At 74.3% G+C, this 24,708-nt stretch carries 20 protein-coding genes and 1 pseudogene; 15 read left to right on the forward strand and 6 right to left on the reverse strand.

Annotation, left to right across the window (positions count from 1 at the left end; translation table 11 throughout):
• The first annotated feature begins 74 nt into the window (after positions 1 to 74).
• Positions 75 to 1,403, forward strand: a complete 1,329-nt coding sequence (locus tag ACI795_RS11880) for a hemolysin family protein (RefSeq protein ID WP_457075707.1) — start codon at positions 75 to 77, stop codon at positions 1,401 to 1,403.
• On the opposite strand, the gene galE is transcribed toward ACI795_RS11880, so the two are convergent.
• Complete coding sequence (gene galE / locus ACI795_RS11885) at positions 1,400 to 2,356, reverse strand: UDP-glucose 4-epimerase GalE (protein ID WP_457075708.1); 957 nt, start codon at positions 2,354 to 2,356, stop codon at positions 1,400 to 1,402. The genes ACI795_RS11880 and galE overlap by 4 nt on opposite strands.
• A 76-nt stretch (positions 2,357 to 2,432) precedes the next feature.
• Here galE and hisC point away from each other — a divergent pair, with 76 nt between their 5' ends.
• From hisC to ACI795_RS11905, 4 genes and pseudogenes are all read left to right on the forward strand, one after another.
• Entirely contained in the window at positions 2,433 to 3,557 is a 1,125-nt protein-coding gene (hisC, locus tag ACI795_RS11890) for a histidinol-phosphate transaminase (RefSeq protein WP_457075709.1), read from the forward strand.
• A gap of 27 nt (positions 3,558 to 3,584) precedes the next feature.
• Positions 3,585 to 4,613 carry a tryptophan--tRNA ligase gene (trpS, locus tag ACI795_RS11895; protein WP_457075710.1) on the forward strand — a complete coding sequence of 343 codons (1,029 nt, stop codon included), beginning with the start codon at positions 3,585 to 3,587 and terminating at the stop codon, positions 4,611 to 4,613.
• The gene (locus ACI795_RS11900; protein WP_457075711.1) at positions 4,610 to 5,206 is read left to right on the forward strand and encodes a 2'-5' RNA ligase family protein; all 597 of its coding nucleotides are present in this window, start codon (positions 4,610 to 4,612) and stop codon (positions 5,204 to 5,206) included. The genes trpS and ACI795_RS11900 overlap by 4 nt, the downstream gene beginning before the upstream one ends.
• A 226-nt stretch (positions 5,207 to 5,432) precedes the next feature.
• Positions 5,433 to 6,185: pseudogene (locus tag ACI795_RS11905) on the forward strand (YihY/virulence factor BrkB family protein); the annotation flags it as partial.
• Positions 6,186 to 6,243: 58 nt separating this feature from the next.
• Here the strand turns inward: ACI795_RS11905 and ACI795_RS11910 are convergent.
• Positions 6,244 to 7,689, reverse strand: coding sequence for a D-alanyl-D-alanine carboxypeptidase family protein (locus tag ACI795_RS11910; protein WP_457075712.1), 1,446 nt, complete (start codon positions 7,687 to 7,689; stop codon positions 6,244 to 6,246).
• A gap of 280 nt (positions 7,690 to 7,969) precedes the next feature.
• Between ACI795_RS11910 and ACI795_RS11915 the strand changes: the two genes are divergently transcribed.
• The 10 genes from ACI795_RS11915 (at position 7,970) to ACI795_RS11960 (ending at position 19,752) form a co-directional block, all read left to right on the forward strand.
• Positions 7,970 to 9,031: a BMP family lipoprotein gene (locus ACI795_RS11915; RefSeq protein ID WP_457075757.1), complete on the forward strand. Its 1,062-nt coding sequence runs from the start codon at positions 7,970 to 7,972 to the stop codon at positions 9,029 to 9,031.
• A 184-nt stretch (positions 9,032 to 9,215) separates the two neighbouring features.
• Complete coding sequence (locus ACI795_RS11920) at positions 9,216 to 10,754, forward strand: ABC transporter ATP-binding protein (RefSeq protein ID WP_457075713.1); 1,539 nt, start codon at positions 9,216 to 9,218, stop codon at positions 10,752 to 10,754.
• Positions 10,751 to 11,992, forward strand: coding sequence for an ABC transporter permease (locus ACI795_RS11925; protein WP_457075714.1), 1,242 nt, complete (start codon positions 10,751 to 10,753; stop codon positions 11,990 to 11,992). The genes ACI795_RS11920 and ACI795_RS11925 overlap by 4 nt, the downstream gene beginning before the upstream one ends.
• Positions 11,989 to 13,266, forward strand: coding sequence for an ABC transporter permease (locus ACI795_RS11930; protein WP_457075715.1), 1,278 nt, complete (start codon positions 11,989 to 11,991; stop codon positions 13,264 to 13,266). The genes ACI795_RS11925 and ACI795_RS11930 overlap by 4 nt, the downstream gene beginning before the upstream one ends.
• Positions 13,266 to 13,670, forward strand: a complete 405-nt coding sequence (locus ACI795_RS11935; protein WP_457075716.1) for a cytidine deaminase — start codon at positions 13,266 to 13,268, stop codon at positions 13,668 to 13,670. The genes ACI795_RS11930 and ACI795_RS11935 overlap by 1 nt, the downstream gene beginning before the upstream one ends.
• On the forward strand, positions 13,667 to 14,944 hold the full coding sequence (locus ACI795_RS11940) for a thymidine phosphorylase (protein ID WP_457075717.1): 1,278 nt from the start codon (positions 13,667 to 13,669) through the stop codon (positions 14,942 to 14,944). Before ACI795_RS11935 ends, ACI795_RS11940 begins: the two co-directional genes overlap by 4 nt.
• 86 nt (positions 14,945 to 15,030) lie before the next feature.
• Positions 15,031 to 15,939: an ABC transporter ATP-binding protein gene (locus ACI795_RS11945; RefSeq protein WP_457075718.1), complete on the forward strand. Its 909-nt coding sequence runs from the start codon at positions 15,031 to 15,033 to the stop codon at positions 15,937 to 15,939.
• Positions 15,936 to 16,751: an ABC transporter permease gene (locus tag ACI795_RS11950; RefSeq protein WP_457075719.1), complete on the forward strand. Its 816-nt coding sequence runs from the start codon at positions 15,936 to 15,938 to the stop codon at positions 16,749 to 16,751. Before ACI795_RS11945 ends, ACI795_RS11950 begins: the two co-directional genes overlap by 4 nt.
• A 42-nt stretch (positions 16,752 to 16,793) precedes the next feature.
• Positions 16,794 to 17,876, forward strand: coding sequence for an adenosine deaminase (locus ACI795_RS11955; protein ID WP_457075720.1), 1,083 nt, complete (start codon positions 16,794 to 16,796; stop codon positions 17,874 to 17,876).
• A gap of 232 nt (positions 17,877 to 18,108) precedes the next feature.
• The gene (locus tag ACI795_RS11960; protein WP_457075721.1) at positions 18,109 to 19,752 is read left to right on the forward strand and encodes a DEAD/DEAH box helicase; all 1,644 of its coding nucleotides are present in this window, start codon (positions 18,109 to 18,111) and stop codon (positions 19,750 to 19,752) included.
• A 101-nt stretch (positions 19,753 to 19,853) separates the two neighbouring features.
• On the opposite strand, the gene ACI795_RS11965 is transcribed toward ACI795_RS11960, so the two are convergent.
• From ACI795_RS11965 to deoC, 4 genes are read right to left on the reverse strand one after another with little or no spacing between them, the layout of a single operon-like run.
• Positions 19,854 to 21,314 (reverse strand): hypothetical protein, encoded by a 1,461-nt coding sequence (locus tag ACI795_RS11965; RefSeq protein WP_457075722.1) that lies wholly within the window; start codon positions 21,312 to 21,314, stop codon positions 19,854 to 19,856.
• Positions 21,315 to 21,347: 33 nt separating this feature from the next.
• Positions 21,348 to 22,214: an aldehyde dehydrogenase family protein gene (locus ACI795_RS11970; RefSeq protein WP_457075723.1), complete on the reverse strand. Its 867-nt coding sequence runs from the start codon at positions 22,212 to 22,214 to the stop codon at positions 21,348 to 21,350.
• Positions 22,211 to 23,653 carry an aldehyde dehydrogenase family protein gene (locus ACI795_RS11975; RefSeq protein ID WP_457075724.1) on the reverse strand — a complete coding sequence of 481 codons (1,443 nt, stop codon included), beginning with the start codon at positions 23,651 to 23,653 and terminating at the stop codon, positions 22,211 to 22,213. Before ACI795_RS11975 ends, ACI795_RS11970 begins: the two co-directional genes overlap by 4 nt.
• Positions 23,653 to 24,648: a deoxyribose-phosphate aldolase gene (gene deoC / locus ACI795_RS11980; protein WP_457075725.1), complete on the reverse strand. Its 996-nt coding sequence runs from the start codon at positions 24,646 to 24,648 to the stop codon at positions 23,653 to 23,655. The genes ACI795_RS11975 and deoC overlap by 1 nt, the downstream gene beginning before the upstream one ends.
• Between the last annotated feature and the right edge of the window lie 60 nt (positions 24,649 to 24,708).

Below are 24,708 nucleotides of genomic sequence, written 5' to 3' on the forward strand. Positions count from 1 at the left end.
GTCCGGCCACTACCGTGGTCCGCTGACGCCGGCAGAGCACTGCCGAGCACTGCATACGGAGGAACACGCCGCTCGTGAGCGACGTCTGGCTCAACATCGTCATGGTCGTCGGCTTCGTCCTGATCGGCGGTGCGTTCTCGGGAGCCGAGATCGCCCTGGTCTCCCTCCGGGAGTCGCAGGTCCGTGCGCTGGCCGACACCGGCCGCCGCGGGCAGGCGCTGAACAAGCTGCTCGGCGACCCGAACCGCTTCCTCGCCGCGGTGCAGGTCGGGGTCACCCTGGCCGGCTTCTTCTCCGCCGCCTTCGGGGCCAGCACCCTGTCCGGGCCGCTCGGTGACCTCCTGGTCGATCGGGGCGTGCGGGCCAGCGTGGCCGAGCCGCTGGCCTTCGTGCTGGTCACCATCGCGATCAGCTACCTGTCGCTGGTCGTCGGTGAGCTGACCCCCAAGCGGTTGGCCCTCCAGCGGGCCGAGGGGTTCTCCCTGGTCGTCGCCGCGCCGCTGAACGCCATCGCCAAGCTCTTCCGGCCGGTGATCTGGCTGCTGTCGAAGAGCACCGACCTGCTCGTCCGGCTGCTCGGCGGCGACCCGAAGGTGAGCGGGGAGTCGATCAGCCAGGAGGAGCTGCGCGACCTGGTCGCGGCGCACGAGTCGCTCTCCAGCGACGAGCGGCGGCTGATCGACGAGGTGTTCCGCGCCGGCGACCGGGAGGTGCGCGAGGTGATGACCCCGCGGACCGAGGTGCACTTCCTGGACGGGTCGACCACCGCGAGCCGGGCGGCCAAGCAGGTCGCCGACTCCAACTGGTCCCGCTACCCGGTGATCGGCCGGGGGGAGGACGACGTCGTCGGTTTCGTGCACGTCCGCGACCTGTTCCTGCCCAACCACCCCGCCGGGCGGGCGGCGACCGTGGCCGACCTGGCCCGGGAGGTCAAGCAGCTGCCCGGCACGGCGAAGGTGCTCAACGCGATGTCGGAGATGCGCCGGGAGAACCGGCACTTCGCGATCGTCGTCGACGAGTACGGCGGCACCGACGGCATCGTCACCCTGGAGGACCTCATCGAGGAGGTCATCGGGGACATCTACGACGAGTACGACGCCGACGTCGCCGCGGAGGAGGACGAGCCGACCGGCGGCCCGCAGGAGCTCGACGGGCTGCTGAACCTCGACGACTTCGCCGAGGCGACCGGCCTCGAGCTGCCCGAGGGGCCCTACGAGACGGCCGCCGGCTACCTGCTGGCGGCGCTGGGCCGGCTGCCGGTGGTGGGCGACGTCGTCGACGTCGAGGGCCGCCAGCTCACCGTGCTGGAGCTGGACGGACGGCGGATCGCGCGCATCGAGGTCAGCCCCGCACCCGAACCGGACGACGCCGAGGACGCCGCCGCCGAGTCCGACGCCCGCTAGCGCTGCTGCTGCACGAAGGCCCAGGCGTCGCCGACGATCTCCCGCAGGTCGGTGTGCACCGGCTGCCAGCCCAGGTCGTCGTGGATGCGGGCGGAGCTGGCCACCAGGCGGGCCGGGTCGCCGGCGCGGCGGGGGCCCACGACCACCGGCAGGGGGTGCCCGGTCACCTCGCGGACGGCGTCGACCATCTCCTGCACGGAGAAGCCGCTGCCGCTGCCCAGGTTGTAGACCCGGTGCTCGCCGGGCGCCGGCGCGGGGAGGGCGAGCAGGTGCGCGGCGGCGAGGTCCTCGACGTGGACGTAGTCGCGGATGCAGGTGCCGTCGGGCGTCGGGTAGTCGTCGCCGTAGACGGTGAGCGCCTCGCGGGAGCCGGCGGCGACCTGCAGCGCGATCGGGATGAGGTGCGTCTCCGTGGCGTGCCGCTCGCCCCGGCCGTACGCGGCGCCGCCGACGTTGAAGTAGCGCAGGCTCACCGCGGCGAAGTCGTACGCCACCGCGTAGCTGGTCAGCATCGCGTCGACGGCCAGCTTGCTGGCGCCGTAGGTGTTGGTCGGCCGGGTGGGCGCGGTCTCCGGGATCGGCACCTCGTCGGGCTCCCCGTAGGTGGCCGCGGTGGAGGAGAAGACGATCCGGCGGCAGTCCGCGGCGCGCATCGCCTCCAGCAGCGCGAGCGAGCCGCCGACGTTGTTCTCCCAGTACCGCTCCGGCGCCTGCTGGCTCTCCCCGACCAGGCTCTTGGCGGCGAAGTGCAGCACCGCCTCCGGGCGCACCTCGGCGAGCACCGGGGCGGAGTCGTGCAGCGACGCCTGCACCAGACGGGCGCCGTCGGGGACGGCGTCCCGGTGCCCGGTGGAGAGGTCGTCGAGCACCGTGACCTCGTGCCCCTCGGCCAGCAGCGCAGCGGTGACTACGCTGCCGATGTACCCGGCTCCGCCGGTGACGAGAACGCGCATGCCCGGGAGCCTAGACACGCGCACGCCGGGAAGCCTGGACAGGTGCGGCGCCCGCACCGGTACGAGGAGGAGTCCCGTGGTCAGCGCACGTCCCGCGGTGGCCGCGATGCCGGCCTACCGGCCCGGCCGCAACCCCGCTGACCTGGCCCGCGAGATCGGGGTCCCGCGCGCGGTGAAGCTGGCCAGCAACGAGGTGGCCTTCCCGCCGCTGCCCGCCGTCGTCCAGGCCATCGCGGCGACGGCGGGGGAGTGCAACCGCTACCCCGACAACGGCGCGACGGTGCTCACCGCGGCGCTGGCGGAGCGGTACGGCGTCACCCCCGGCCAGGTGGCCACCGGCTGCGGCGCGGTCACCGTGCTGCAGCAGCTGACCCAGGCCTACAACGACCCGGGCACCGGCATCGCGTTCGCCTGGCGGTCGTTCGAGATGTACCCGCTGCTGGCCCAGGTGGCCGGCGCCCGTGCCCGGCAGGTGCCGCTGGTCCCCGGCACGCCGGGCGGCGCCGCCGACACCCACGACCTGGACGCCCTCGCCGCGGCGATCGACGAGACCACCCGGCTGGTGTTCGTCTGCAACCCGAACAACCCCACCGGGACGGCGGTGCGCCGGGCCGAGCTGGAGCGGTTCCTCGACGCCGTGCCCGAGACGGCGCTGGTGGTGCTGGACGAGGCCTACCGCGAGTTCGTCACCGACGCCGACGTCCCCGACGGGGTCGAGCTGATGCGCGGGCGGCCCAACGTGGCCGTGCTGCGCACCTTCTCCAAGGCGTGGGGGCTGGCCGGGCTGCGGGTGGGCTACCTGCTGGCCGAGGACCCGGCCGTCACCGACGCGGTGCGCCGCACCCACGTGCCCTTCAGCGTCTCCAGCCTCGCCCAGGCCGCGGCGGTGGCCGCCCTCTCCGCGGAGGACGAGGTGCGGCAGCGGTGCGCCGCCGTCGTCGCCGAGCGCGACCGGCTGACCGCGGCGCTGCGGGAGCGGGGCCTGCCGGTCGCCGACAGCCAGGCCAACTTCGTCTGGCTGCCGCTGGGTGAGCGCACCGCCGAGGTCGCCGCCGCCCTGGAGGGGCGGGCGGTGATCACCCGGCCGTTCGCCGGCGAGGGGCTCCGGGTGACGGTCGGGACCCCGGAGGAGGACGACGTCTTCCTCGGCGCGCTGGACGCCGTCCTGACCAGCGCCGGGGTCGCGGGCGCGGACACCTGACCGGAGACCACCGGGGCGCGTGGTTCGATGAGGGACGTGCCTGCTCCCCGCGTGCTGTCCGGCATCCAGCCGACGGCTGACTCGTTCCACCTCGGCAACTACCTGGGTGCGCTGCGGCAGTGGGTGGCGCTCCAGGACGACCACGACGCCTTCTACTGCGTCGTCGACCTGCACGCGATCACCATGGAGCAGCCCGACCCGGCGGTGCTGCGCCGGCGCACGCTGGTCTCCGCCGCGCAGCTGGTCGCCCTCGGCGTCGACCCGGAGCGCAGCACGCTGTTCGTGCAGAGCCACGTGCCCGAGCACGCCCAGCTCGCCTGGGTGCTGCAGTGCCTGACCGGGTTCGGCGAGGCCAGCCGGATGACCCAGTTCAAGGACAAGAGCACCCGCGAGGGCGCCGGGGCGACGTCGGTCGGGCTGTTCACCTACCCGGTGCTGCAGGCCGCCGACATCCTGCTCTACCAGGCCGCCCGGGTGCCGGTCGGCGAGGACCAGCGGCAGCACCTGGAGCTCACCCGCGACCTGGCCACCCGGTTCAACGGCCGGTACGGCGACACGTTCGCGCTGCCGGAGGCCTACGTGCCGCCGGGTGCGGCGAAGGTGCTGGACCTGCAGTCGCCGGACAAGAAGATGAGCAAGAGCCTGCCGCCGGCCGGCTGCGTGAACCTGCTCGACGACCCGAAGGCGACGGCGAAGAAGATCCGCTCGGCGGTCACCGACACCGGCCGCGAGGTCGTCGCCGACCCGGTGGAGAAGCCGGGCGTGACCAACCTGCTGGCCATCCACTCGGCGCTGTCCGGGCAGAGCGTGGCCCAGCTGGAGGAGCACTTCGCCGGTCGCGGCTACGGCGACCTGAAGAAGGAGCTCGCCGACGTGGTCACCGAGGCGTTCGCCCCGGTGCAGCAGCGCACCGCCGAGCTGCTGGCCGACACCGCCGAGCTGGAGCGCGTCCTGGCCGCCGGCGCTGCGCGTGCCCGCGAGGTCGCGGCCCCCACCCTGGCCACCGTCTACGAGCGGGTGGGCTTCCTGGCCCCGGTCGGGGGCACGCCGGCGTGACCGACCGACCGCTGCGCGCCGACGACACGTTCGTGCACCGCCCCTCGGCGGAGCGCGAGGTGCCGGCCGACACCGCCGTGCTGGGCGTGGTGGTGTCGATCCCGGAGCCGTGGGCGCAGCTGCTGGTCGAGTGGCGGGGCAAGTGCGGGGACCCGCAGGCCAGCCTGGTGCCGCCGCACGTCACCCTGCTGCCGCCCACCGAGGTCGCGGTGGGTGACCGACCGGCGATCAGCGCCCACCTGGCGCAGGTCGCGGCCTCCCACCCGCCGTTCGACATGCGCCTGTCGGGCACCGGCACGTTCCGGCCGGTCTCGGAGGTCGTCTTCGTCGCCGTCGAGCGGGGCATCGCCGACTGCGAGCTGATCGCCACCGACGTCCGCACCGGTCCGCTGGCCCGGCCGCTGGCGTTCCCGTACCACCCGCACGTGACGGTTGCGCACGACGTGCCGGGCGAGATGCTGGACCTGGCGCACGCCGGTCTGGCGGAGGTGCACGCGGAGTTCCGGGTGACCTCGTTCACCGAGTTCGAGCAGCTCCCCGACGGCGCCTGGGCCGTCGCCCGCGAGTACCCGCTCACCGGCACACCGCGCTGACCTGCGGCGCGACCGGGCCGGGAGCCCGCCGGTCGACGCGCGCGGCAGATCGTCAGACCGCACACTCGGTCCGGTGACCGCGCCCCGGACGACGCCCGACCGCGCCGACGGTCCGGGCAATCCCGTCACCCGGCTGGTCGCCGCGGCCCGCCGCCTGCTGCGCCGGGGGCGCGACCGGTGGGGGTGGCTGGACCACCTGGTGCACGCCGGCGGTCACTACAACCGGGTGCAGGCCGACCTGCTCGCCTCCGGGGTCACCTACTACGTCTTCCTCGCCCTGTTCCCGGTGCTGCTGCTGGTCGCCGCCGTCGCCGGGCTGGTGCTGCGCGGCAACCCGCTGCTGGAGGAGCGGCTGGTCTCCGGCATCCGGGACGCGGTGCCCGGCTCGACCGGCGCCGACCTCGCCGACCAGGCCGCCGCGGCGATCGACAGCGCCACCACCTTCGGCCTCGTCGGCCTGCTGGGCTTCCTGGTCATCGGGCTGCGCGCGATGGACAAGATCCGGGTGGGCATGGACGTCGTCTGGCGCGGGCAGCCGGACCCGCCGGACTTCCTCACCGACCGGGTCAGGGACGTCGCCGGCCTGCTGGGGTTCGGGGTGGCCGGGGCGCTGAGCATCGCGCTGACCACCAGTGCGACGTCGGCCTCCACCCGGCTGCTGGACCTGCTGGGCCTGGACACCGTGCCGGGCTTCGGGCTGGTCACCGCGGTGGTGGCCGTCCTGCTGGCCCTGCTCGGCGACACCCTGGTCTTCCTGTGGCTGCTGCGGGGCGTGCCGGACAACCCGTTCGGCTGGCGTCGGCTGCTGCCCGGCGCGGTGTTCGGGGCGGTCGGCTTCGAGCTGCTCAAGCTGGCCGGCACCATCTACCTGGCGGTCATCGGCGGGAACGTGACCGCGCAGACGTTCGGCGGGATCGTCGGCCTGATCGTCTGGCTGAACGTGGTCTTCCGGTTCGCCTTCTACACCGCCGCGTGGACCGCGACGATCCCGTCGATCGAGGCGGACCGGATCGCCGCCGGCCACGTGCGGCCGGGCCTCAGCGCACCGGACCCGGCGCCTGTGGCCCCGGAGCGTCCGGGTGGTCCGGCGGTGGCGTCCCCGCCGGTGCGTCCGGCGGTGTCCCCGGTGCGGACCGCGGTCGGGCTGCTGGGGGCCGGTGCCCTGGCGGGGGCGCTGGGGGCCCGGCTGCTGGCCCGCCGTCGCCGGGACCGCCGGGCCGGCTGACCGGACGCCGGGCCCGGCGGCGGCCGACGACGGTGGCGAGCACCACCAGGACCGCCGCGACGGCCAGGGCGACGGGCAGCAGCGGGCTGCCCTGCTCCTGGGCCGGGGCGGCGGTGACCTCCGGAGCCGCGGCGGGCCGGGCCGCTGACGCCGGCCGGGTGGCCCGGGCCGAGGTCGGGGCCGCCGTCGGCTCGGGCTCGTCCGGGTCGACCAGCCGGCCGGGAGCCTCGACCGTGGCCGGGGTGGCGAAGCCCCAGTCCAGCAGCCGGGTCGCCTGCTCCTGCTCGTGCACCGGGCGGCGCTCGGCCTGCATGAGGCTCACCACCAGGCGGCGGCCGTCGCGCTCGGCCGCGGCCACGAAGGTGTGCCGCGCGGCGTCGGTGAACCCGGTCTTGCCGCCCAGCGTCCCCGGGTAGTCCGACAGCAGCCCGTTCTGCGACTGGATCTGGAACCCCTCGTACCCGGGCGCCGGGGGCATCTGCGCGATCCGGGTCTGCAGCACGTCGAGGGTGTAGGGGTCGGCGACCAGCTCGCGCATGAACAGCGCCAGGTCGTAGGGGGACGACGACTGGCCGGCGACGTCGAGCCCGGAGGGCGTCCCCACGACGGTGTCCGAGGCCCCCAGCCGGGCGGCGGTGGCGTTCATCGCCGCGACCGTGGGCGCCACGCCCCCGGCGACGCGGGCCAGGGCGTTGGCCGCGTCGTTGCCCGACTGCATGACCAGCGCCCGGAACAGCAGGTCGACGGTGTACTGCCCGTCGCGCACCAGCCCCACCCGGCTGCCCTCGATCGCCTCGTCCTCGACGGTGGCGACCACGACCTGCGCCGGGTCCAGCTGCGGCGCCAGGGTGAGCAGGGTCAGCGTCTTGATCGTGCTCGCCGGGTAGTAGCGGCCGTGCGGGTCGCGGGCGCCCAGCACCTGACCGGTGCCGGCGTCGGCCACCAGCCAGCCGTGCGCGTCGATCCCCTCCGGCAGCGGCGGGGCGCCCTCGGCGGTGACCACCCCGCGGGTGTCCAGCCCCTCCCCACCCACGGTGCTGCCGTCGGCGGCGCTGCCCTGCGGCGGGCCGGCGGCGTACGGCGCGGTCGGCGTGGGGGCGGTCGGGTCGACGGTGGGCCGGGCGGTCTCGGCGTGGGCGGGGGAACCGGCCGTGCCGAGCACCGCGACCGCGACCGTGGCCGTGACCAGGGCGTGGACGGCGGCGGACCGGACGGCGGCGCCGGCGCGCAGCCGGGCCGGGGACGTCGGGTGGCGCATGACGGGCACGCTAACCCGGCCGGGCGGCGGGTCCCGCTGTGGGCGCCGTCTCACCGCGACCGCCGGGTGTGTGCCCGGTGTTGCCCGTAGGCAACGATCCCATCTCTATCCGCTGCCTGGCGGCCGCACCCGCGTCACCCGGAGTTAGCGTGCCGGGGGCGTCGTCGCCCCGCCCGGTCACCGGGTCGGGGCCGGCGGCGGAGCACGGAACACCACCAGGCACCGGGGTCCGCCGATCAGATCGGCCGGGCCCATGAGAGAGGAGACCGTCTTGCGCCGAGTGCGTGGGATGAAGGCCGGCATCCAGGCCACGGCACTGCTGCTGGCCGGCAGCATGGCCCTGGCGGCCTGCGCCAGCGACGAGAGCGACGGCGGCTCGGGCGGGAGCGGCGACGACGAGCTCATGATCGGCCTCGCGTTCGACACCGGTGGCCGGGGCGACAAGTCGTTCAACGACTCCGCCTACGCCGGGGTCGAGGCCGCCGTCGAGGAGCTCGGCCTGTCGATGGAGGAGAACGTCCAGACGCTCTCGCCGAACGACGACGCCTCCAACCGGGGGGAGCTGCTCACCCAGCTGGCCGAGCAGGGCTACGACCCGGTGATCGCCGTCGGCTTCAACTACGACGAGATCATCGGCGAGGTGGCCGCGGACTTCCCGGACGTCACGTTCGCCCAGGTCGACGGCTCCAACGAGGACGGCGCCAAGGGTGACAACGTCACCGGCCTGGTGTTCGCCGAGGAGCAGGGCGCCTTCCTGGCCGGCGTGGCCGCGGCGTCGAAGACCGAGACCGACCACATCGGCTTCGTCGGCGGCGTGCAGAGCCCGCTGATCGAGAAGTTCCAGGCCGGCTACGAGGCCGGGGCCCGCGCGGTCAACCCGGACATCCAGATCGACAGCCAGTACCTGTCGCCGGCCGGTGACTTCAGCGGCTTCGGCGCCCCGGACCGCGGCTACAGCGTGGCCCAGGGCTTCTACCAGAACGGCGCGGACATCGTCTTCCACGCCGCCGGTGGCTCGGGTGAGGGCGTCTTCCAGGCGGCCGTCGAGGCCGGCAAGCGCGCGATCGGCGTCGACTCCGACCAGTGGCAGCTGGCCTCCCCCGAGCAGCAGGCCGTGATCATGACCTCGATGCTCAAGCGGGTCGACAACGCCGTGCAGGAGTTCATCCTCAGCTTCGCCGAGGGCGAGGTCGAGGGCGGCACCAACGAGGTCTACGACCTGGAGTCCGACGGCGTCGGCCTGTCCACCTCGGGTGGCTACATCGACGACATCTCCGACGTCGTCGAGGACTACCGCCAGCAGATCGTCGACGGCGAGATCACGGTGCCCACCACCCCGTGACGCGTGCGGCCTGAGCAGCACGGGCGGCGGCGGGCTCGGGGGCGGTACACGCCCCCGAGCCCGCCGTTTTCCGTGTGTACCGTCTCCGCGTCGGACGACGACGCCTGAGAACCACCTCCCGGCCGCAAGACCTGCGGCCGGGTACGTCCCTGCGCCACCACGCCGGTCCCCCGAGGAGTTCCCGTTGACCGAGTCGGCACCGCTCGCGGTCGAGCTCCGCGGCATCACCAAGCGCTTCCCCGGCGTGGTGGCCAACTCCGACATCCAGCTGCGCGTCCGCCGCGGCGAGGTGCACGCCATCGTGGGCGAGAACGGCGCCGGCAAGTCGACGCTGATGAAGACCCTGTACGGCATGCACCGCCCGGACGAGGGGGAGATCCTCGTCGACGGCCGCCCGGTCACCTTCCGCAGCCCGGCCGATGCGATCGCCGCCGGGATCGGCATGGTCCACCAGCACTTCATGCTGGCCGACAACTTCACCGTGCTGGAGAACGTCGTCCTGGGGAGCGAGCCCACCAAGGGCGGCCGGCTGGACCGCACGGAGGCCCGGCGCCGGATCCGGGAGATCTCCGACGCCTATGCGCTCGGTCTCGACCCCGACACCATGGTCGAGGACCTCGGCGTCGGTGACCGGCAGCGGGTGGAGATCGCCAAGGTGCTCTACCGCGGCGCCCGCACGCTGATCCTGGACGAGCCGACCGCCGTCCTGGTGCCGCAGGAGGTCGACGAGCTGTTCGGCAACCTCGCCGAGCTCAAGCGCGAGGGCCTCACCGTCATCTTCATCTCGCACAAGCTGGACGAGGTCCGGAAGGTCGCCGACGCGATCACCGTGATCCGCCGGGGGACCACCGTCGGCGAGGCCGACCCGCGGACGACGACGGCCAAGCAGCTCGCGGAGCTGATGGTCGGCGCCGAGCTGCCCACCGCCCAGCGGCGCGACTCGACCGTGCGGGAGACCCCGGTGCTGCAGCTGCGCGGGATCACCGTCGCCACGCCGGGCGGGCGCCCGGCGGTGGACGACGTCTCGCTCACCGTCCGTGAGGGGGAGGTCGTGGGCATCGCCGGCGTCGAGGGCAACGGCCAGGCCGAGCTCGTCGACGCGATCATGGGGCTGCGGCCGCTCACCGCCGGCACGGTCCTGCTCGGCGCCGACGACATCACCGCCTGGTCCACCCGGCAGCGGCGCGAGCAGGGGCTGGGCTTCATCCCGGAGGACCGGCACCGGCAGGGCATGCTGCTGGAGGCGCCGCTCTGGGAGAACCGGATCCTCGGCCACCAGACCCGCCCGCCCGCGGTGAAGGGCCCCTTCATCGACCGGAAGGGCGCCCGCGCCGACACCGCCCGGATCATGCGCGAGTACGACGTCCGGGCGCCCGGTCCGGACACCGCCGCCATGGCGCTGTCCGGCGGCAACCAGCAGAAGCTGATCGTCGGGCGGGAGATGAGCGCCCGGCCGCGGCTGCTCATCGCCGCCCACCCGACCCGCGGCGTCGACGTCGGCGCCCAGTCGGTCATCTGGGAACTGCTCAAGGACGCCCGCGCGGAGGGGATGGGGATCGTGCTGGTCTCGGCGGACCTCGACGAGCTCATCGGCCTGTCGGACACGCTGCACGTCATGCTCCGCGGGCGCCTGGTCGCCTCGCTGGACCCGGCGCGCCTGACCCCGGAGGAGCTCGGGAGCCACATGACCGGCGCCGCCGACACCTCGGTGGGTGCCGCGTGAGCACGCTGCGCCGCCTGGGCACCGCGCTGCTGGCGCCGGTGCTGGCCATCGTCGTCGCGCTGGTCATCTCCGCGCTGGTCATCGTCCTGATCGGGGAGAACCCGCTCAGCGCGCTCGAGGTCATGCTCGACTTCGGCGACAGCCCGTCTCAGCAGACCCAGGCGATGGTGGTCATCCTCAACCGGGCCGTGCCGCTGTTCCTGGCCGGCCTCGCCGTCTCCGTCGCCTTCCGGATGGGGCTGTTCAACATCGGGGTGGAGGGCCAGTACCGGCTCGCCACCATCCTGTCCGCCGCGGCCGGCGCCGCCGTCGCGCTGCCGGCCCCGCTGCACGTGCTGCTGATCATCGTCGTCGCCATGCTGGTGGGCGCCTTCTGGGCGGGGATCGTCGCCGTCCTGAAGGTCACCCGGGGCGTGAGCGAGGTGATCAGCTCGATCATGCTGAACTTCATCGCGCTCGGGCTGGCGTCCTACCTGCTCACCGGGCCGCTGCGGGGCAGCGAGCCGGGCGCGTCGATCATCACCACCGCGGAGATCCCCGAGTCCGGGTGGTTCCCCGGGCTCAACGGCGTCTTCGGGGCGCTGGGGCTGGCGCAACCGCGGTCGGAGCTGTACGGCTTCCTGCTGGTGGCGGCCGTCGCCGGGATCGTCATCGCGGTGCTGGTGCGGCGCACCCGGTTCGGCTTCGACCTGCGCGCCACCGGCATGTCGGCGTCGGCGGCCACCGCCAGCGGCGTCGACGCGCGCGGCATGGTGCTCAAGACGATGCTCATCTCCGGCGCGGTGGCCGGGCTCATCGGCCTGCCCGACCTGCTGGGCAGCTCCCACCACTACGGCACGGAGTTCACCACCGGGCTGGGCTTCCTCGGCATCGCGGTGGCGCTGCTGGGGCGCAACAACCCGATCGGCATCGCCCTGGGTGCGCTGCTGTTCGGCTTCCTCGACCGCGCCGCGATCCCGCTGCAGTTCGAGGGCATCCCCGCCTCGGTGGTCACGATCATCCAGGGCACGATCGTGCTCGCCGTCGTCGTCGCGAACGAGATCGCCCGCCGGATCTCCCGGCGCCAGGCCGAGCGCGGCGGCAGCCAGGCGGCCCCGCCGACCAGCGGCGACGGCAGCACCGACGGCGGGCAGGGGCCTGGCGGCCCGCCGCCGGACCCCGGCTCCGCCATCGGGACCGGCACCGGCCCGGGCGTGCGCAGCGGCGCTGCCGACGGCACCCGAGGAGGGACCCTGTGAGCACCGCCGCAACCACCGCGAGGACGTCGGGGCGCGGGCCGGTGACCGAGCTGCTGCTGGGCGGCGGCCGGGCCCGGCGGATCACCTGGCTGCTGGTCGGGCTGCTGGTGCTCGTCTCGGCGGTCCGGGTCGTCTCCGGTGAGCAGGCGCTCACCTCGTCCTCGACGTTCGCCGCCGCGCTGCTGCTCGCCGTCCCGCTGGGGCTGGTCGCGCTCGGCGGTCTGTTCTCCGAGCGGGCCGGCGTGGTCAACATCGGCCTCGAGGGCATGATGATCCTCGGCACCTGGGGGGCCGGCTGGGCCGGATACCAGTGGGGCTGGGCCGGTGCGCTGATCGGCGGCGCGGTCTTCGGCGCCGCCGGCGGTCTGCTGCACGCCGTCGCGACGGTCACCTTCGGGGTCGACCACGTGGTCTCCGGCGTGGCGATCAACATCCTGGCCGGCGGCGTCGTCCGGTTCCTCTCCGAGCTGCTCTACAGCGACAACCCGGCCGGCGGTGGGGTGACCCAGTCGCCCGCGCTGTCCAGCCGCCCGCCGAGCTTCTCGCTGCCGGTGCTCTCCTCCGGGCCGGACCTGCTGGGTGACCTGGAGAGCCGGCACTGGTTCCTGGTCTCGGACCTGGCCGGCGTCCTGCGCGGGTTCACCAGCGGCGTGGGGGTGCTGACCGTGCTCGCCGTGCTGCTGGTGCCGGCCACCTACCTGCTGCTGTGGCGCACGGCGTTCGGGCTGCGGCTGCGCTCCTGCGGGGAGAACCCGGCGGCCGCGGACTCCCTCGGCGTGCCGGTCTACCGGCTCAAGTACACCGCCGTGATCATCTCCGGCGCGCTCGCCGGGCTCGGTGGCGTCTTCCTGGTGTTCGTCGCCAACATCTACCGCGAGGGCCAGACCGGCGGCCGCGGCTTCATCGGCCTGGCCGCGCTGATCTTCGGCAACTGGCGGCCCGGCGGGCTGGCCGCGGGTGCGGGGCTGTTCGGGTTCTCCGACGCGCTCCAGCTGCGCAGCCCGACCGCCGTCGTCGCGCTGCTGCTGCTCATCGCCGTGCTGCTGGTCGGGGTGGCGATCTGGCAGGCCACCCGGCGCCGGTACGTGCAGGCGGTGATCGCGGCGGCGTTCGGTGCCGCGGCGCTGGCCGGCTTCCTGACCATCGACGAGCTGCCCGAGGGGATCGTCTCCTTCACCCCGCACCTGACCACGCTGCTGGTGCTCTCGCTGGCCTCGCAGCGGCTGCGGATGCCCAGGGCCGACGGGCTGGTCTACCGACGAGGAGAGCACTGATGGACGTCGACTGGGATGCGCTGCGCGCCGCGGCGCGGGAGGCGATGACCCACGCCTACGCGCCCTACTCGCAGTTCCCCGTGGGGGTGGCCGGGCTGGTCGACGACGGCCGGGTGGTCACCGGCTGCAACGTGGAGAACGCCTCCTACGGCCTGGGGCTGTGCGCCGAGTGCGGGATGGTCAGCGACCTGGCCCGCTCCGGCGGCGGCCGGCTGGTCGCGGTCGCCTGCGTGGGCGGCGACGGGCAGCCGCTGATGCCCTGCGGGCGCTGCCGGCAGCTGCTGTGGGAGCACGGCGGGCGGGACATGCTGATCGAGACGGTGTCGCTGGGCATCGTGCCGATGAGCGAGGTGCTGCCCGACGCGTTCGGCCCGGACGACCTGGTGAAGGCGGCCTCCCGATGACCCAGCCCTTCGACGCGATCGACGTCATCCGGGCCAAGCGCGACGGCCGGCCGCTGACGGCGGACCAGATCCGCTGGGTCATCCGCGCCTACACCGACGGGGTGGTGCCCGACGAGCAGATGAGCGCGCTGCTCATGGCGGTGTTCTTCCGGGGGATGTCCGGCGACGAGCTCGCCGCGTGGACGCAGGCGATGATCGACTCCGGCGTCCGCAAGGACCTCTCCTCGCTGGGGCGGCCGACCGCCGACAAGCACTCCACCGGCGGCGTCGGCGACAAGATCACCCTGCCGCTGGCGCCGCTCGTGGCCGCCTGCGGGGTGGCCGTGCCGCAGCTGTCCGGCCGCGGGCTGGGCCACACCGGGGGCACGCTGGACAAGCTGGAGTCGGTCCCCGGCTGGCGGGCCTCGCTCACCGACGCCGAGTACGTGCAGCAGCTGCGCGATGTCGGCGCGGTGATCTGCGCCGCCGGCGCCGACCTCGCGCCGGCAGACAAGGTGCTCTACGCGCTGCGTGACGTCACCGGCACCGTCGAGTCGATCCCGCTGATCGCCAGCTCGATCATGAGCAAGAAGATCGCCGAGGGCGCGGACGCGCTGGTGCTCGACGTGAAGACCGGCTCGGGTGCGTTCATGCGCGACCCCGACGACGCCCGCACCCTGGCCCGCACCATGGTCGGCCTCGGCGAGGCAGCCGGGGTGCGCACCGTCGCCCTGGTCACCGCCATGGACCGGCCGCTGGGCCGCTCGGCCGGCAACGCCGTCGAGGTCGCCGAGTCGGTGGAGGTGCTCGCCGGGGGCGGGCCGGCCGACGTCGTCGAGCTGACCCTGGCGCTGGCCCGGGAGATGCTCGCCGGGGTCGGGCGCGACGACGTCGACCCCGCCGACGCGCTCGCCGACGGCCGGGCGATGGACGCCTGGCGCCGGATGATCTCCGCCCAGGGCGGCGACCCGGACGCTGCTCTGCCGCAGCCCGCCGAGCGGCACGTGGTGACCGCACCGGCGACCGGCACCCTCACCCGGCTGGACGCCTACGCCCTCGGGGTCGCCGCCTGGCGCCTGGGTGCCGGGCGGGCCCGCAAGGAGGACCCGGTGTCGGCCGCGGCCGGCGTCGTCTGGCACGCGGGCGTGGGGGAGCAGGTGACCGCCGGGCAGCCGCTGCTGGAGCTGCAGACCGACGACGCCGCCCGGATCCCGCGCGCCCTGGAGGCGCTGGAGGGCGCCGTCGGCGTCGACACCGACGACCGGCCGCTCCCGCTGCTCATCGAGCGCATCTAGAAGGACCCCCTCGCCCCCCACCGCTCGCGAGCTCGCGGCGGGGCCCTGCGAGGGGGCCACAGGTGCGTGGAGGACACTGTCGCCTCGTGCAGCAGGACTCGCTCCCCACCACCGGCGCGGGCGCGGCCGTCGCCCCGGGCACGCCGCTGGACCCCGATGCCGCCATCTCGGTGCGCGGCCTGGTCAAGCGCTACGGCGAGCGCACGGCCGTGGACGGACTGGACCTGGACATCCGGCGCGGGGAGATCTTCGCGCTGCTCGGCCCCAACGGCGCCGGCAAGACCACCACCGTCGAGGTGCTGGAGGGCTACCGCCGGCGCGACGGCGGCGAGGTCCGCGTGCTCGGCGTCGACCCGGCGGCCGGGGGGCGGGCCTGGAAGGCCGACCTGGGCATCGTGCTGCAGTCCGGCGCGGGCGACAGCCAGCTGACCTGCCGGGAGCTGCTGCGCGCCCAGGCGTCCTACTACGCCGACCCCCGCGACGCCGACGAGGTCCTCGAGCTGGTCGGCCTCACCGAGAAGGCCGGCTCCCGGGGCCGCACCCTCTCCGGCGGCCAGCGCCGCCGGCTCGACGTCGCGCTCGGCATCGTCGGCCGCCCCCGGTTGCTGTTCCTGGACGAGCCGACCACCGGCTTCGACCCGGAGGCCCGCCGGCAGTTCTGGTCGCTGATCCGCTCGCTCCGCGACCTCGGCACCACGATGCTGCTCACCACCCACTACCTGGACGAGGCCGAGGAGCTGGCCGACCGGGTCGGCGTGATCGCCCGCGGCCGGCTGGCCGAGGTCGCCGTCCCCGCCGAGCTCGGCGGGCGGGGCACCGCCCCCGCCGTCGTCAGCTGGACCGAGGGCGGCGCCCGCCGGGTGGCCGAGACCGCCACACCGACGGCGTTCGTCGCCGGGCTCGCCGCCCGGTTCCCCGGCGAGGTGCCGGACCTGGCCGTCGCCCGGCCCACGCTCGAGGACGTCTACCTGCGGATGATCGGAGAGGGCCAGTGACCGCCACCCGTGAGCGGGCCCTGCCGTCGGTCGGCGCGGTGTGCCGCACGCGGGCCGGGGTGGAGCTCAAGGAGTTCTTCCGGCAGCGCGAGTCCGTCGTCTTCACGCTGATGTTCCCGGTGATCCTGCTGCTCGTCTTCGGGGCGGTGCTCGACTACGACCTCGGCGCGGGGGTCAGCTTCACCCAGTACTTCATGGCCGGGGTGATCGCCGCAGGCATCCTCGGCGCCAGCCTGCAGAACATGGCGATCAGCATCGCCACCGAGCGCTCCGACGGCACGCTCAAGGGCCTGGCGGGCACCCCGATGCCCAAGAGCGCCTACTTCGTCGGCAAGGTGGTGCAGGTCCTCGTCGTCACCGTGGCGATCGTGGCGATCCTGCTGGTCATCGGGGTCGCGTTCTACGACGTCGGGCTGCCCTCGGGTGCGGACTGGCTGACCTTCCTCTGGGTCGCCGGGCTCGGCTCGGCGGCCTGCACGCTGCTGGGCATCGCGGTCTCCAGCCTGGCCCGCAACGGCCGGTCGGCGTCGGCCACGGTCACCCCGATCGCGCTGGTGCTGCAGTTCATCTCCGGGGTGTTCTTCCAGTTCAGCGAGGTGCCCACCTGGCTGCAGACGATCGCCGCGGTCTTCCCGCTCAAGTGGATGGCGCAGGGCCTGCGCTCGGTGTTCCTGCCCGACGCGCTCGCCGCCGCCGAACCGGCCGGCACGTGGGAGCTCGGGCGGGTCGCGCTGGTGCTGGGCATCTGGTGCGCCGTCGGGCTGGTGCTGTGCGTGCGCACCTTCCGCTGGCAGGACCGCGAGAGCCGCTGAGCCGGTGCTCCCGGTACCGAGAGCACCGGTAGCGTTTCCGGCGTGCCTGCCGAGCTGAACGCCGAGAACCTCGCCCGCGCGCCGAAGGTGCTGCTGCACGACCACCTGGACGGCGGGCTGCGGCCGCAGACGGTGCTGGAGCTGGCCGACGAGGCCGGCTACCGCGACCTCCCGGCGGACGAGCCCGCGACGCTGGGCCGCTGGTTCCGGCAGGCCGCGGACTCCGGGTCGCTGCCGCGCTACCTGGAGACCTTCGCGCACACCGTCGCGGTGATGCAGCGGCCCGAGGCGGTGCACCGGGTCGCCCGCGAGGCCGCCCTCGACCTGGCCGCCGACGGTGTCGTCTACGCCGAGGTGCGGATGGCGCCGGAGCTGCTCACCGAGCAGGGGACGGCGCTGCAGGCGGTGGTCGAGGCGATGCTCGACGGCTACGCCCAGGGCAGCCGGGAGGCCGCGTCGGCCGGGACGCCGATCGTCGTCGGCACCCTGCTGTGCGCGATGCGCCAGGCCGACCGGTGGGTGGAGGTCGCCGAGCAGGTGGTCCGGTTCGCCGGCGCCGGCGTGGTCGGCTTCGACCTGGCCGGCCCCGAGGACGGCTTCCCGCCGGACCGCATCCCGGAGGCGATCGCCGTCCTGGACCGCGCCGGAGCGCACCGCACCGTGCACGCCGGGGAGGCCGCCGGCATCGGCTCGATCGTCGCCGCGCTGGACGGCGCCGGCGCCGAGCGGCTGGGCCACGGGGTGCGGATCGCCGACGAGGTGCCCGACGGCGGCCCGCTCGGGCCGGTCGCGGAGCGGGTGCGCGCGGAGCAGATCGCGCTGGAGGTCGCGCCGTCGTCCAACGTGCAGACCGGCGCCTACCCGTCGCTGGCCGAGCACCCGGTCGACCGGCTGCACCGGGCCGGCTTCGCGGTGACGCTCAACACCGACAACCGGCTGATGAGCGGGGTCTCGGCGAGCAGTGAGCTGACCGCGGTGGTGGACACCTTCGGCTGGGGCTGGGACGACGTGCAGGCGGTGACCGAGCGGGCGTTGCGCGCCGGGTTCGCCGACGACGCGGTGCGCGCCCGGATCACCACCGAGGTGGTCCGCCCGGCCTACGACCACCTGCGCGCGGGCGGCTGAGGCACCCCGGGGAGGAGGGTCACCCGGCTGCGGGAATCAATCCGGGCGCTGCGCTGCTAACCTGATCGTGCCGGCGCGTGCCGGTCATCCTCCCGGACGGTCCTGTCCGGGCACAGCGCATCCGTGCAGATCACGCGTCACAGAAGACGGCCGCGATCACCAGTGTGGACGCCGGACCCCCGGCGATCAGCATCACCACGGGACGCGCACCGATCTGTATCGGAGTCCCCGCTTGTCCTCGTTCGACTCTGTCGACACCCAGAACACCCAGAACACCCAGGACGCCGCGGCTGTGGCCGTCCTCGAGACGCCCGCAGCCGAGACCCCCGCGGTCGAGGTCGCTCCCGAGCCCACCGGCCCGACCTTCGCCCAGCTGGGCCTGCCCCAGCCGCTGGTCACCGCGCTCGAGCGCAAGGGCATCCGCCACCCGTTCGCCATCCAGACCTCCGCCCTGCCGGACGCCCTCGCCGGGCGCGACGTGCTCGGCAAGGCCGCCACCGGCTCGGGCAAGACGCTGGCCTTCGGCCTGCCGCTGCTCTCCCGTCTCGGTGCCGAGCCGGGTCAGGGACGCCGCGCACCGCGCGGGCTCATCCTGGTCCCGACCCGCGAGCTGGCCCAGCAGGTGCACGACAACCTGGCCCCCCTCGGCCAGTCGATCGGCGTCCAGCTGGCCGCCGTCTACGGCGGCGCCTCGATGTACCGCCAGATCCAGCAGCTCCGCCGCGGCGTGGACGTGCTCATCGCCACCCCCGGCCGGCTGCAGGACCTGATCAACCAGGGCGAGACCACGCTGTCCGAGGTCGTCGTCTCGGTGATCGACGAGGCGGACTTCATGTCCGACCTCGGCTTCCTCCCGGTGGTCAAGGAGCTCCTCGACCAGACCCGCACCGACGGTCAGCGGCTGCTCTTCTCGGCCACGCTGGACGGCGAGGTCGACACCCTGGTCCGCCGGTACCTCAAGGACCCGGCCCGGCACGAGGTCGTCAAGGCCGAGGACAGCGGCCCCAAGGCCGAGCACCTGGCCTACAGCGTGTCCTTCCCGGACAAGCTGAAGGTCACCGAGGCGATGGCCGCCCGTCCGGGTCGGATCATCATCTTCGTGCGCACCCAGCACGGCGCCGACCGGCTGGCCGACAACCTGAAGCACGTCGGCATCGCCGCCGAGCCCATCCACGGTGGGCTGCCGCAGGCGGCCCGCCGCCGGGCCCTGGAGGCGTTCACCGACGCCCGCAGCCCGGTGCTGGTGGCCACTGACGTCGCCGCGCGTGGCATCCACGTCGACGACGTCTCGCTGGTCCTGCACTACGACCCGCCGGCAGACCACAAGACCTACCTGCACCGCTCCGGCCGCACCGCGCGCGCCGGTGCCGCGGGTGTCGTGGTCTCCCTGCTGCTGCCCGACCAGGTGGGGCAGTCCAAGCGCCGCTTCCGCCAGGCCAAGGTCGACCCGCAGGTCACCCGGATCCGTCCGGGCGACGCTGCGATCGCCGACCTCGTCGCCGGTGGCACGTTCGTCGAGCCGATCGTCCGTCCGGTGCGCGAGTCGCGCCGTCCGGCCGGCGGTGCGGGCGGGCGTCGTCCCTCCGGTGAGCGTCCCGGCGGCTACCGCGGTGGCCCCCGTCGTCCCTCCGGCGACCGCGAGCGCACGTACGGAGACCGCCCCTCGGGCGAGCGCTCCTACGGCGATCGGGATCGTTCCGGCGGCCGCCCCTCGGGTGACCGCGACCGTTCGTACGGAGACCGCCCCTCGGGCGAGCGCTCCTACGGCGATCGGGATCGCTCCGGTGGCGGCGAGCGTCGCACCGGTGGCTACCGCGGCTCCAGCGAGGGGCACCGCTCCGGCGGCCGCCCCTCGCGCCCGGCCCGCTCCTACTGAGGTCAGGCCCGTCCCGCGAGGGACGGGTGAGCAACGGCAACGGCCGGCTCCCGCACTGCGGGGGCCGGCCGTTGCCGTTCGGTGCTGGTCGCCGTTCGGTGCTAGTCGCGGAAGCGCAGGGCCCCGCTGACCTCGGTGACGACCTCGTCCCAGGTGCTCGCCAGCGCGGCGGCGTCCTGCGCGGGCAGCGGCGCGGTCGGGTCGGACTCGCTGCGGGCGACGGCGCGGCCCAGCGGGGTGTCCCCGGTGAGCAGTTCCTCGACCCGGGTCAGCCCGGCGTACTCGGCGACGTCGCGCACGCCCTCCACCGGCTGCTCCAGCGCCTCGTGCCGGGCCAGCCCGCCCGCGCCGTCGGCCACCTCGCGCAGCACCTCGGCGAGCACGGTGAGGTCGTAGCGGTCCTGGTCGGCCGGCAGCGGCAGGACGTCGGTGTCGGCCACCTCCGGCCAGGATGCGATGCCGGTGAGGTCGTGGCGCTCGTCGGAGGCGCAGAAGCGGGCCAGCTCGACCGGGGACGGGAACAGGAAGACCTGCCCGTCCCGGCCGAGGAACCGGGCGCGGTCCTCGACGTAGCAGCGCAGCGTCAGACCGGCGCCCTCGGGGACGACGAGCTCGACGGGCAGGATGCCGACCGCCTCCCAGAACTCCTGGGCGGCGGCGACCGCGGCCGGGCTGGCGGTCAGCCGGCTGCCGCCGCGGATCGCCCGCGTGCCGGTGGTGACCACGCCGGGCTCGGCGGCGGTGGAGCCGGCCGGCTGGCGCTGGGCGCTCGCCCGGGCCACGGCCGGGCGGGCGTCGTCCTCGTCGTCGAGCAGGTCGACGTCCTCGTCCTCGTCCTCGTCGTCCGGGTCCGCCGCGCGGGCCTCGGCCTCCTCGGCGGCCGACGGGTAGTCGTCCGGGGAGACCCGGCCGGCGCCGGTCCAGTCCAGGTGGTCGTCGAGCTCCTCGAGGACGTCCTCCCAGAGCTCGTCGATCGCGGTGCCCAGCCGCCCCCAGGACTCCTCGCCGGTGCGGCCGAGGAACGCCTGCACACCGAGGGGCAGCGCGGCCACCTCGGGGCGGGAGACCAGCTCGGCGACGGACTCGAACTCGGTCTCGTCGTCGTCCAGCAGGTCGTCGTCGTCATCGGTGGTGTCGCAGCACTCGGCGATGCGGCCGACCACGTCGATGACGGCGGCCAGCTCGTCGACGGCCCAGCGGTCCGGGTTCTCCGCGACCACGTCGTAGACGCCGTCGAGGTCGAACCGGTGGTCCTCGTCGGGGGTCAGGTCACCGGCGTCCAGCCCGGCCACGACCGGCCAGACCGGGTGGTCGGCGAGATCGTGGTCGGTGTTGGTGCGGCAGAACGCGGCCAGCGCGGCGGGGGAGGGGAACAGGTGGACGACGGCCTTGGTGACGCCGTCCTCCGGGTCGTCGTCGTTCAGGTCGGCGGGCACGTCGACCGTGCTGCCGAGGAACGCCTGCCACTCCTCGCCGTCCTCCTCCCAGGGAGGCGCCCAGAGCGTGTAGCCGGTGCGGTCGTCGAGGGTGAGGGCGATGGGGACGATGCTGGGCCTGGCCACCAGCCCATCCTGCCCGGTCGAGCGCAGCTGCGCTCACACCCCCATCGGATGCCAGACGCTCTTGGTCTCCAGGAACGGCGTCAGCCGGCTCAGACCGGGGTCCGCGGTCCAGTCCGGCTCCTCCGCGGGCGCCCGCAGCACCCGCTTGATCGTGCCGGCCGCCGAGCGCTCCAGCTCCATCGCCAGGGGGCCGGGCGCACCGGCCAGGTCGATCGCGTCGACGTCGGCGTGCTCGGCCAGCCAGGGCCCGATCTCCGCGGCGTCGCCGGTGAGCAGGTTGACCACCCCACCGGGGACATCGGAGGTGGCCAGGACCTCGCCGAGGGTGATCGCCGGCAGCGGGCGCTCCCTGGCCGAGACGACGACGGCGGTGTTCCCGCCGGCGAGCACCGGCGCGAGCACGCTGACCAGGCCGAGCAGGCTCGACCGCTGCGGAGCGAGGACCGCCACGACGCCGGTCGGCTCCGGGGTGGAGAAGCCGAAGTACGGGCCGGCGACCGGGTTGCTGCTGCCCAGCACGGCGGCCAGCTTGTCGGTCCACCCGGCGTACCAGACCCAGCGGTCGATCGCGGCGTCGACGGCGGCCCGGGCCTTGGCGGTGCTCAGTCCCTCGCCGGCGGCGACCTCCTCGGCGAACTGGGCCGCGCGGCCCTCCATCACCTCCGCGACCCGGTAGAGCACCTGGCCGCGGTTGTAGGCGGTGGCGCCCGACCACTTGGCGAAGGCGCCCCGGGCGGCGACCACGGCGTCCCGGGCGTCCTTGCGGGAGGCCCAGGCGGCGTTGGCCAGGAAGTGGCCCTTGGCGTCGCGCACCTCGTAGGTGCGCCCGGACTCCGAGCGGGGGAACGCCCCGCCCAGGTAGAGCTTGTACGTCTTGCGCACGGCGAGCCGGTCGGTCACTTGGAAGCCTCCAGGTACGCGGCCAGGCCCTGCCGGCCGCCCTCCCGGCCGTAGCCGGACTGCTTGTAGCCGCCGAACGGCGAGGTCGGGTCGAACTCGTTGAAGGTGTTGGCCCACACGACGCCGGCGCGCAGCTGGTCGGCGATCTTCAGGATGCGCGAGCCCTTCTCCGACCAGATGCCGGCCGACAGCCCGTAGGTCGAGTTGTTGGCCTTCGCGACCGCCTCGTCGGGGGTGCGGAAGGTGAGCACGGACAGCACCGGCCCGAAGACCTCGTCGCGCGCGATCCGGTGCGCCGCGGACACGCCGGTGAAGACCGTCGGGGGGAACCAGTACCCGCGGTCGGGGAGGTCGCAGGCCGGCTGCCAGCGCTGCGCGCCCTCGGCCTCGCCGATCGCCGACAGCTCCCGGATCCGGGCCAGCTGCTCCGCGGAGTTGATCGCACCCAGGTCGGTGTTCTTGTCCAGCGGGTCGCCGACGCGCAGGGTGCCGATCCGCCGCTGCAGCGCCGCCACCACCTCGTCGTGCACCGACTCCTGGACCAGCAGCCGGGAGCCGGCGCAGCAGACGTGGCCCTGGTTGAAGAAGATGCCGCGGACGATCCCCTCGACGGCCTGGTCGACCGGGGCGTCGTCGAAGACGATGTTCGCGGCCTTGCCGCCCAGCTCCAGCGTCAGCCGCTTCTCGGTGCCGGCGACCGAGCGGGCGATCTCCCGGCCGACCTCGGTGGAGCCGGTGAAGGCCACCTTGTCGACGTCGGGGTGGGCGACGACCGCACGGCCGGTGGCGCCGGCGCCGGTCACGATGTTGACCACGCCCGGGGGCAGGTCGGCCTGCTGGCACACCTCGGCGAACAGCAGCGCGGTCAGCGGGGTCGTCTCGGCGGGCTTGAGGACGACGGTGTTGCCGGCCGCCAGCGCCGGGGCGACCTTCCACGCCAGCATCAACAGCGGGAAGTTCCACGGGATGACCTGGCCGGCCACGCCCAGGGGGCGCGGGGCCGGACCGAGGCCCGCGTGCTCGAGCTTGTCGGCCCAGCCCGCGTGGTAGAAGAAGTGCGCCGCGGCCAGCGGGACGTCGACGTCGCGGCTCTCCCGGATCGGCTTGCCGTTGTCCAGGCTCTCCAGGACGGCGAACTCCCGCGCCCGCTCCTGCAGCAGCCGGGCGATGCGGAACAGGTACTTGCCGCGGTCGGCCGGGCGCATCGGCCCCCAGACGCGGGTGAAGGCGCGGCGGGCGGCGCGGACGGCGCGGTCGACGTCCTCCTCCGTGCCGACGGCGACCTCGCTGAGCACCTCCTCCGTGGCCGGGTTGACGGTCTTCAGCGGGGTGCCGCCGCCGTCGGTGAACTCGCCGTCGACGAACAGGCCGTAGCTGGGCTTGAGGTCGACGATCGACCGCGACTCGGGCGCGGGCGCGTACTCGAACAAGCTGGTCATCAGTCCACGCTCACGTGGTCGGGGCCGGAGTAGTGGCCGGTGCGGAGCTTCTGGCGCTGCAGGAGCAGGTCGTTGAGCAGGCTGGAGGCGCCGATGCGGAACCAGTCGGGGGAGAGCCAGTCGGCGCCGGCGGTCTCGTTGACCAGCACCAGGTGCTTGACGGCGTCCTTCGTCGTCCGGATGCCGCCCGCGGGCTTGACGCCGACCTGGCGGCCGGTGGCGGCCCGGAAGTCGCGGACCGCCTCCATCATCACCAGGCAGACCGGCAGCGTGGCGGCGGGGGAGATCTTCCCGGTGGAGGTCTTGATGAAGTCGCCGCCGGCGAGCATCGCCAGCCAGGACGCGCGGCGCACGTTGTCCAGCGTGACCAGCTCGCCGGTCTCCAGGATGACCTTGAGGTGTGCGGTGCCGCAGGCCTCCTTGACCGCGACGATCTCCTCGAAGACGTCGAGGTAGCGGCCGGTCAGGAAGGCGCCGCGGTCGATGACCATGTCGATCTCGTCGGCGCCGTTCGCGACCGCGTCCCGGACGTCGGCGAGCTTGACCGCCCGGCTGGCCCGGCCGCTGGGGAAGGCGGTGGCGACGGCGGCGACGTTGATGTCGGTGCCGGCCAGCGCCTCCTTGGCCACGCCCGCGAGGTCGCCGTAGACGCAGACCGCGGCGACGGCCGGGCAGGTGAGGTCCTCGGGGTCGGGGCGCCGGGCCTTCGCGGCCAGGCTGCGCACCTTGCCGGGGGTGTCGGCCCCCTCGAGGGTGGTCAGGTCGACCATCGAGATCGCGGTGTCGATGGCCCAGGCCTTCGCGGTGCTCTTGATCGAGCGGGAGCCGAGGACGGTGACCCGCTGCTGCGCGCCCACCTGGTCGACGCCGGGCAGCCCGTGCAGGAAGGCGCGGAAGGCGTCGTCCGAGCGGGTCACGTCGGCGAAGGGGTCCGGCGGGGTGCCCGGGGCGCCGCCGGACCCGGCCAGGGCGTTCGGGTCGAGCACGTGGGTCATGCCGGGCATTCTCCACTGCCCGGCTCCGGGGCCGGAGGGTGCTGCCCCCCGGTGGGGAGG

Source organism: Modestobacter sp. SYSU DS0290 (assembly GCF_054050955.1).

What these genes read in the sequence shown, in the direction of transcription:
- galE (WP_457075708.1), bottom strand. Translation starts at nt 2,356, where the DNA reads ATGCGCGTTCTCGTCACCGGCGGAGCCGGGTACATCGGCAGCGTAGTC.
- trpS (WP_457075710.1), top strand. Translation starts at nt 3,585, where the DNA reads ATGAGGGACGTGCCTGCTCCCCGCGTGCTGTCCGGCATCCAGCCGACG.
- ACI795_RS11910 (WP_457075712.1), bottom strand. Translation starts at nt 7,689, where the DNA reads ATGCGCCACCCGACGTCCCCGGCCCGGCTGCGCGCCGGCGCCGCCGTC.
- ACI795_RS11935 (WP_457075716.1), top strand. Translation starts at nt 13,266, where the DNA reads ATGGACGTCGACTGGGATGCGCTGCGCGCCGCGGCGCGGGAGGCGATG.
- ACI795_RS11940 (WP_457075717.1), top strand. Translation starts at nt 13,667, where the DNA reads ATGACCCAGCCCTTCGACGCGATCGACGTCATCCGGGCCAAGCGCGAC.
- ACI795_RS11975 (WP_457075724.1), bottom strand. Translation starts at nt 23,653, where the DNA reads ATGACCAGCTTGTTCGAGTACGCGCCCGCGCCCGAGTCGCGGTCGATC.
- deoC (WP_457075725.1), bottom strand. Translation starts at nt 24,648, where the DNA reads ATGACCCACGTGCTCGACCCGAACGCCCTGGCCGGGTCCGGCGGCGCC.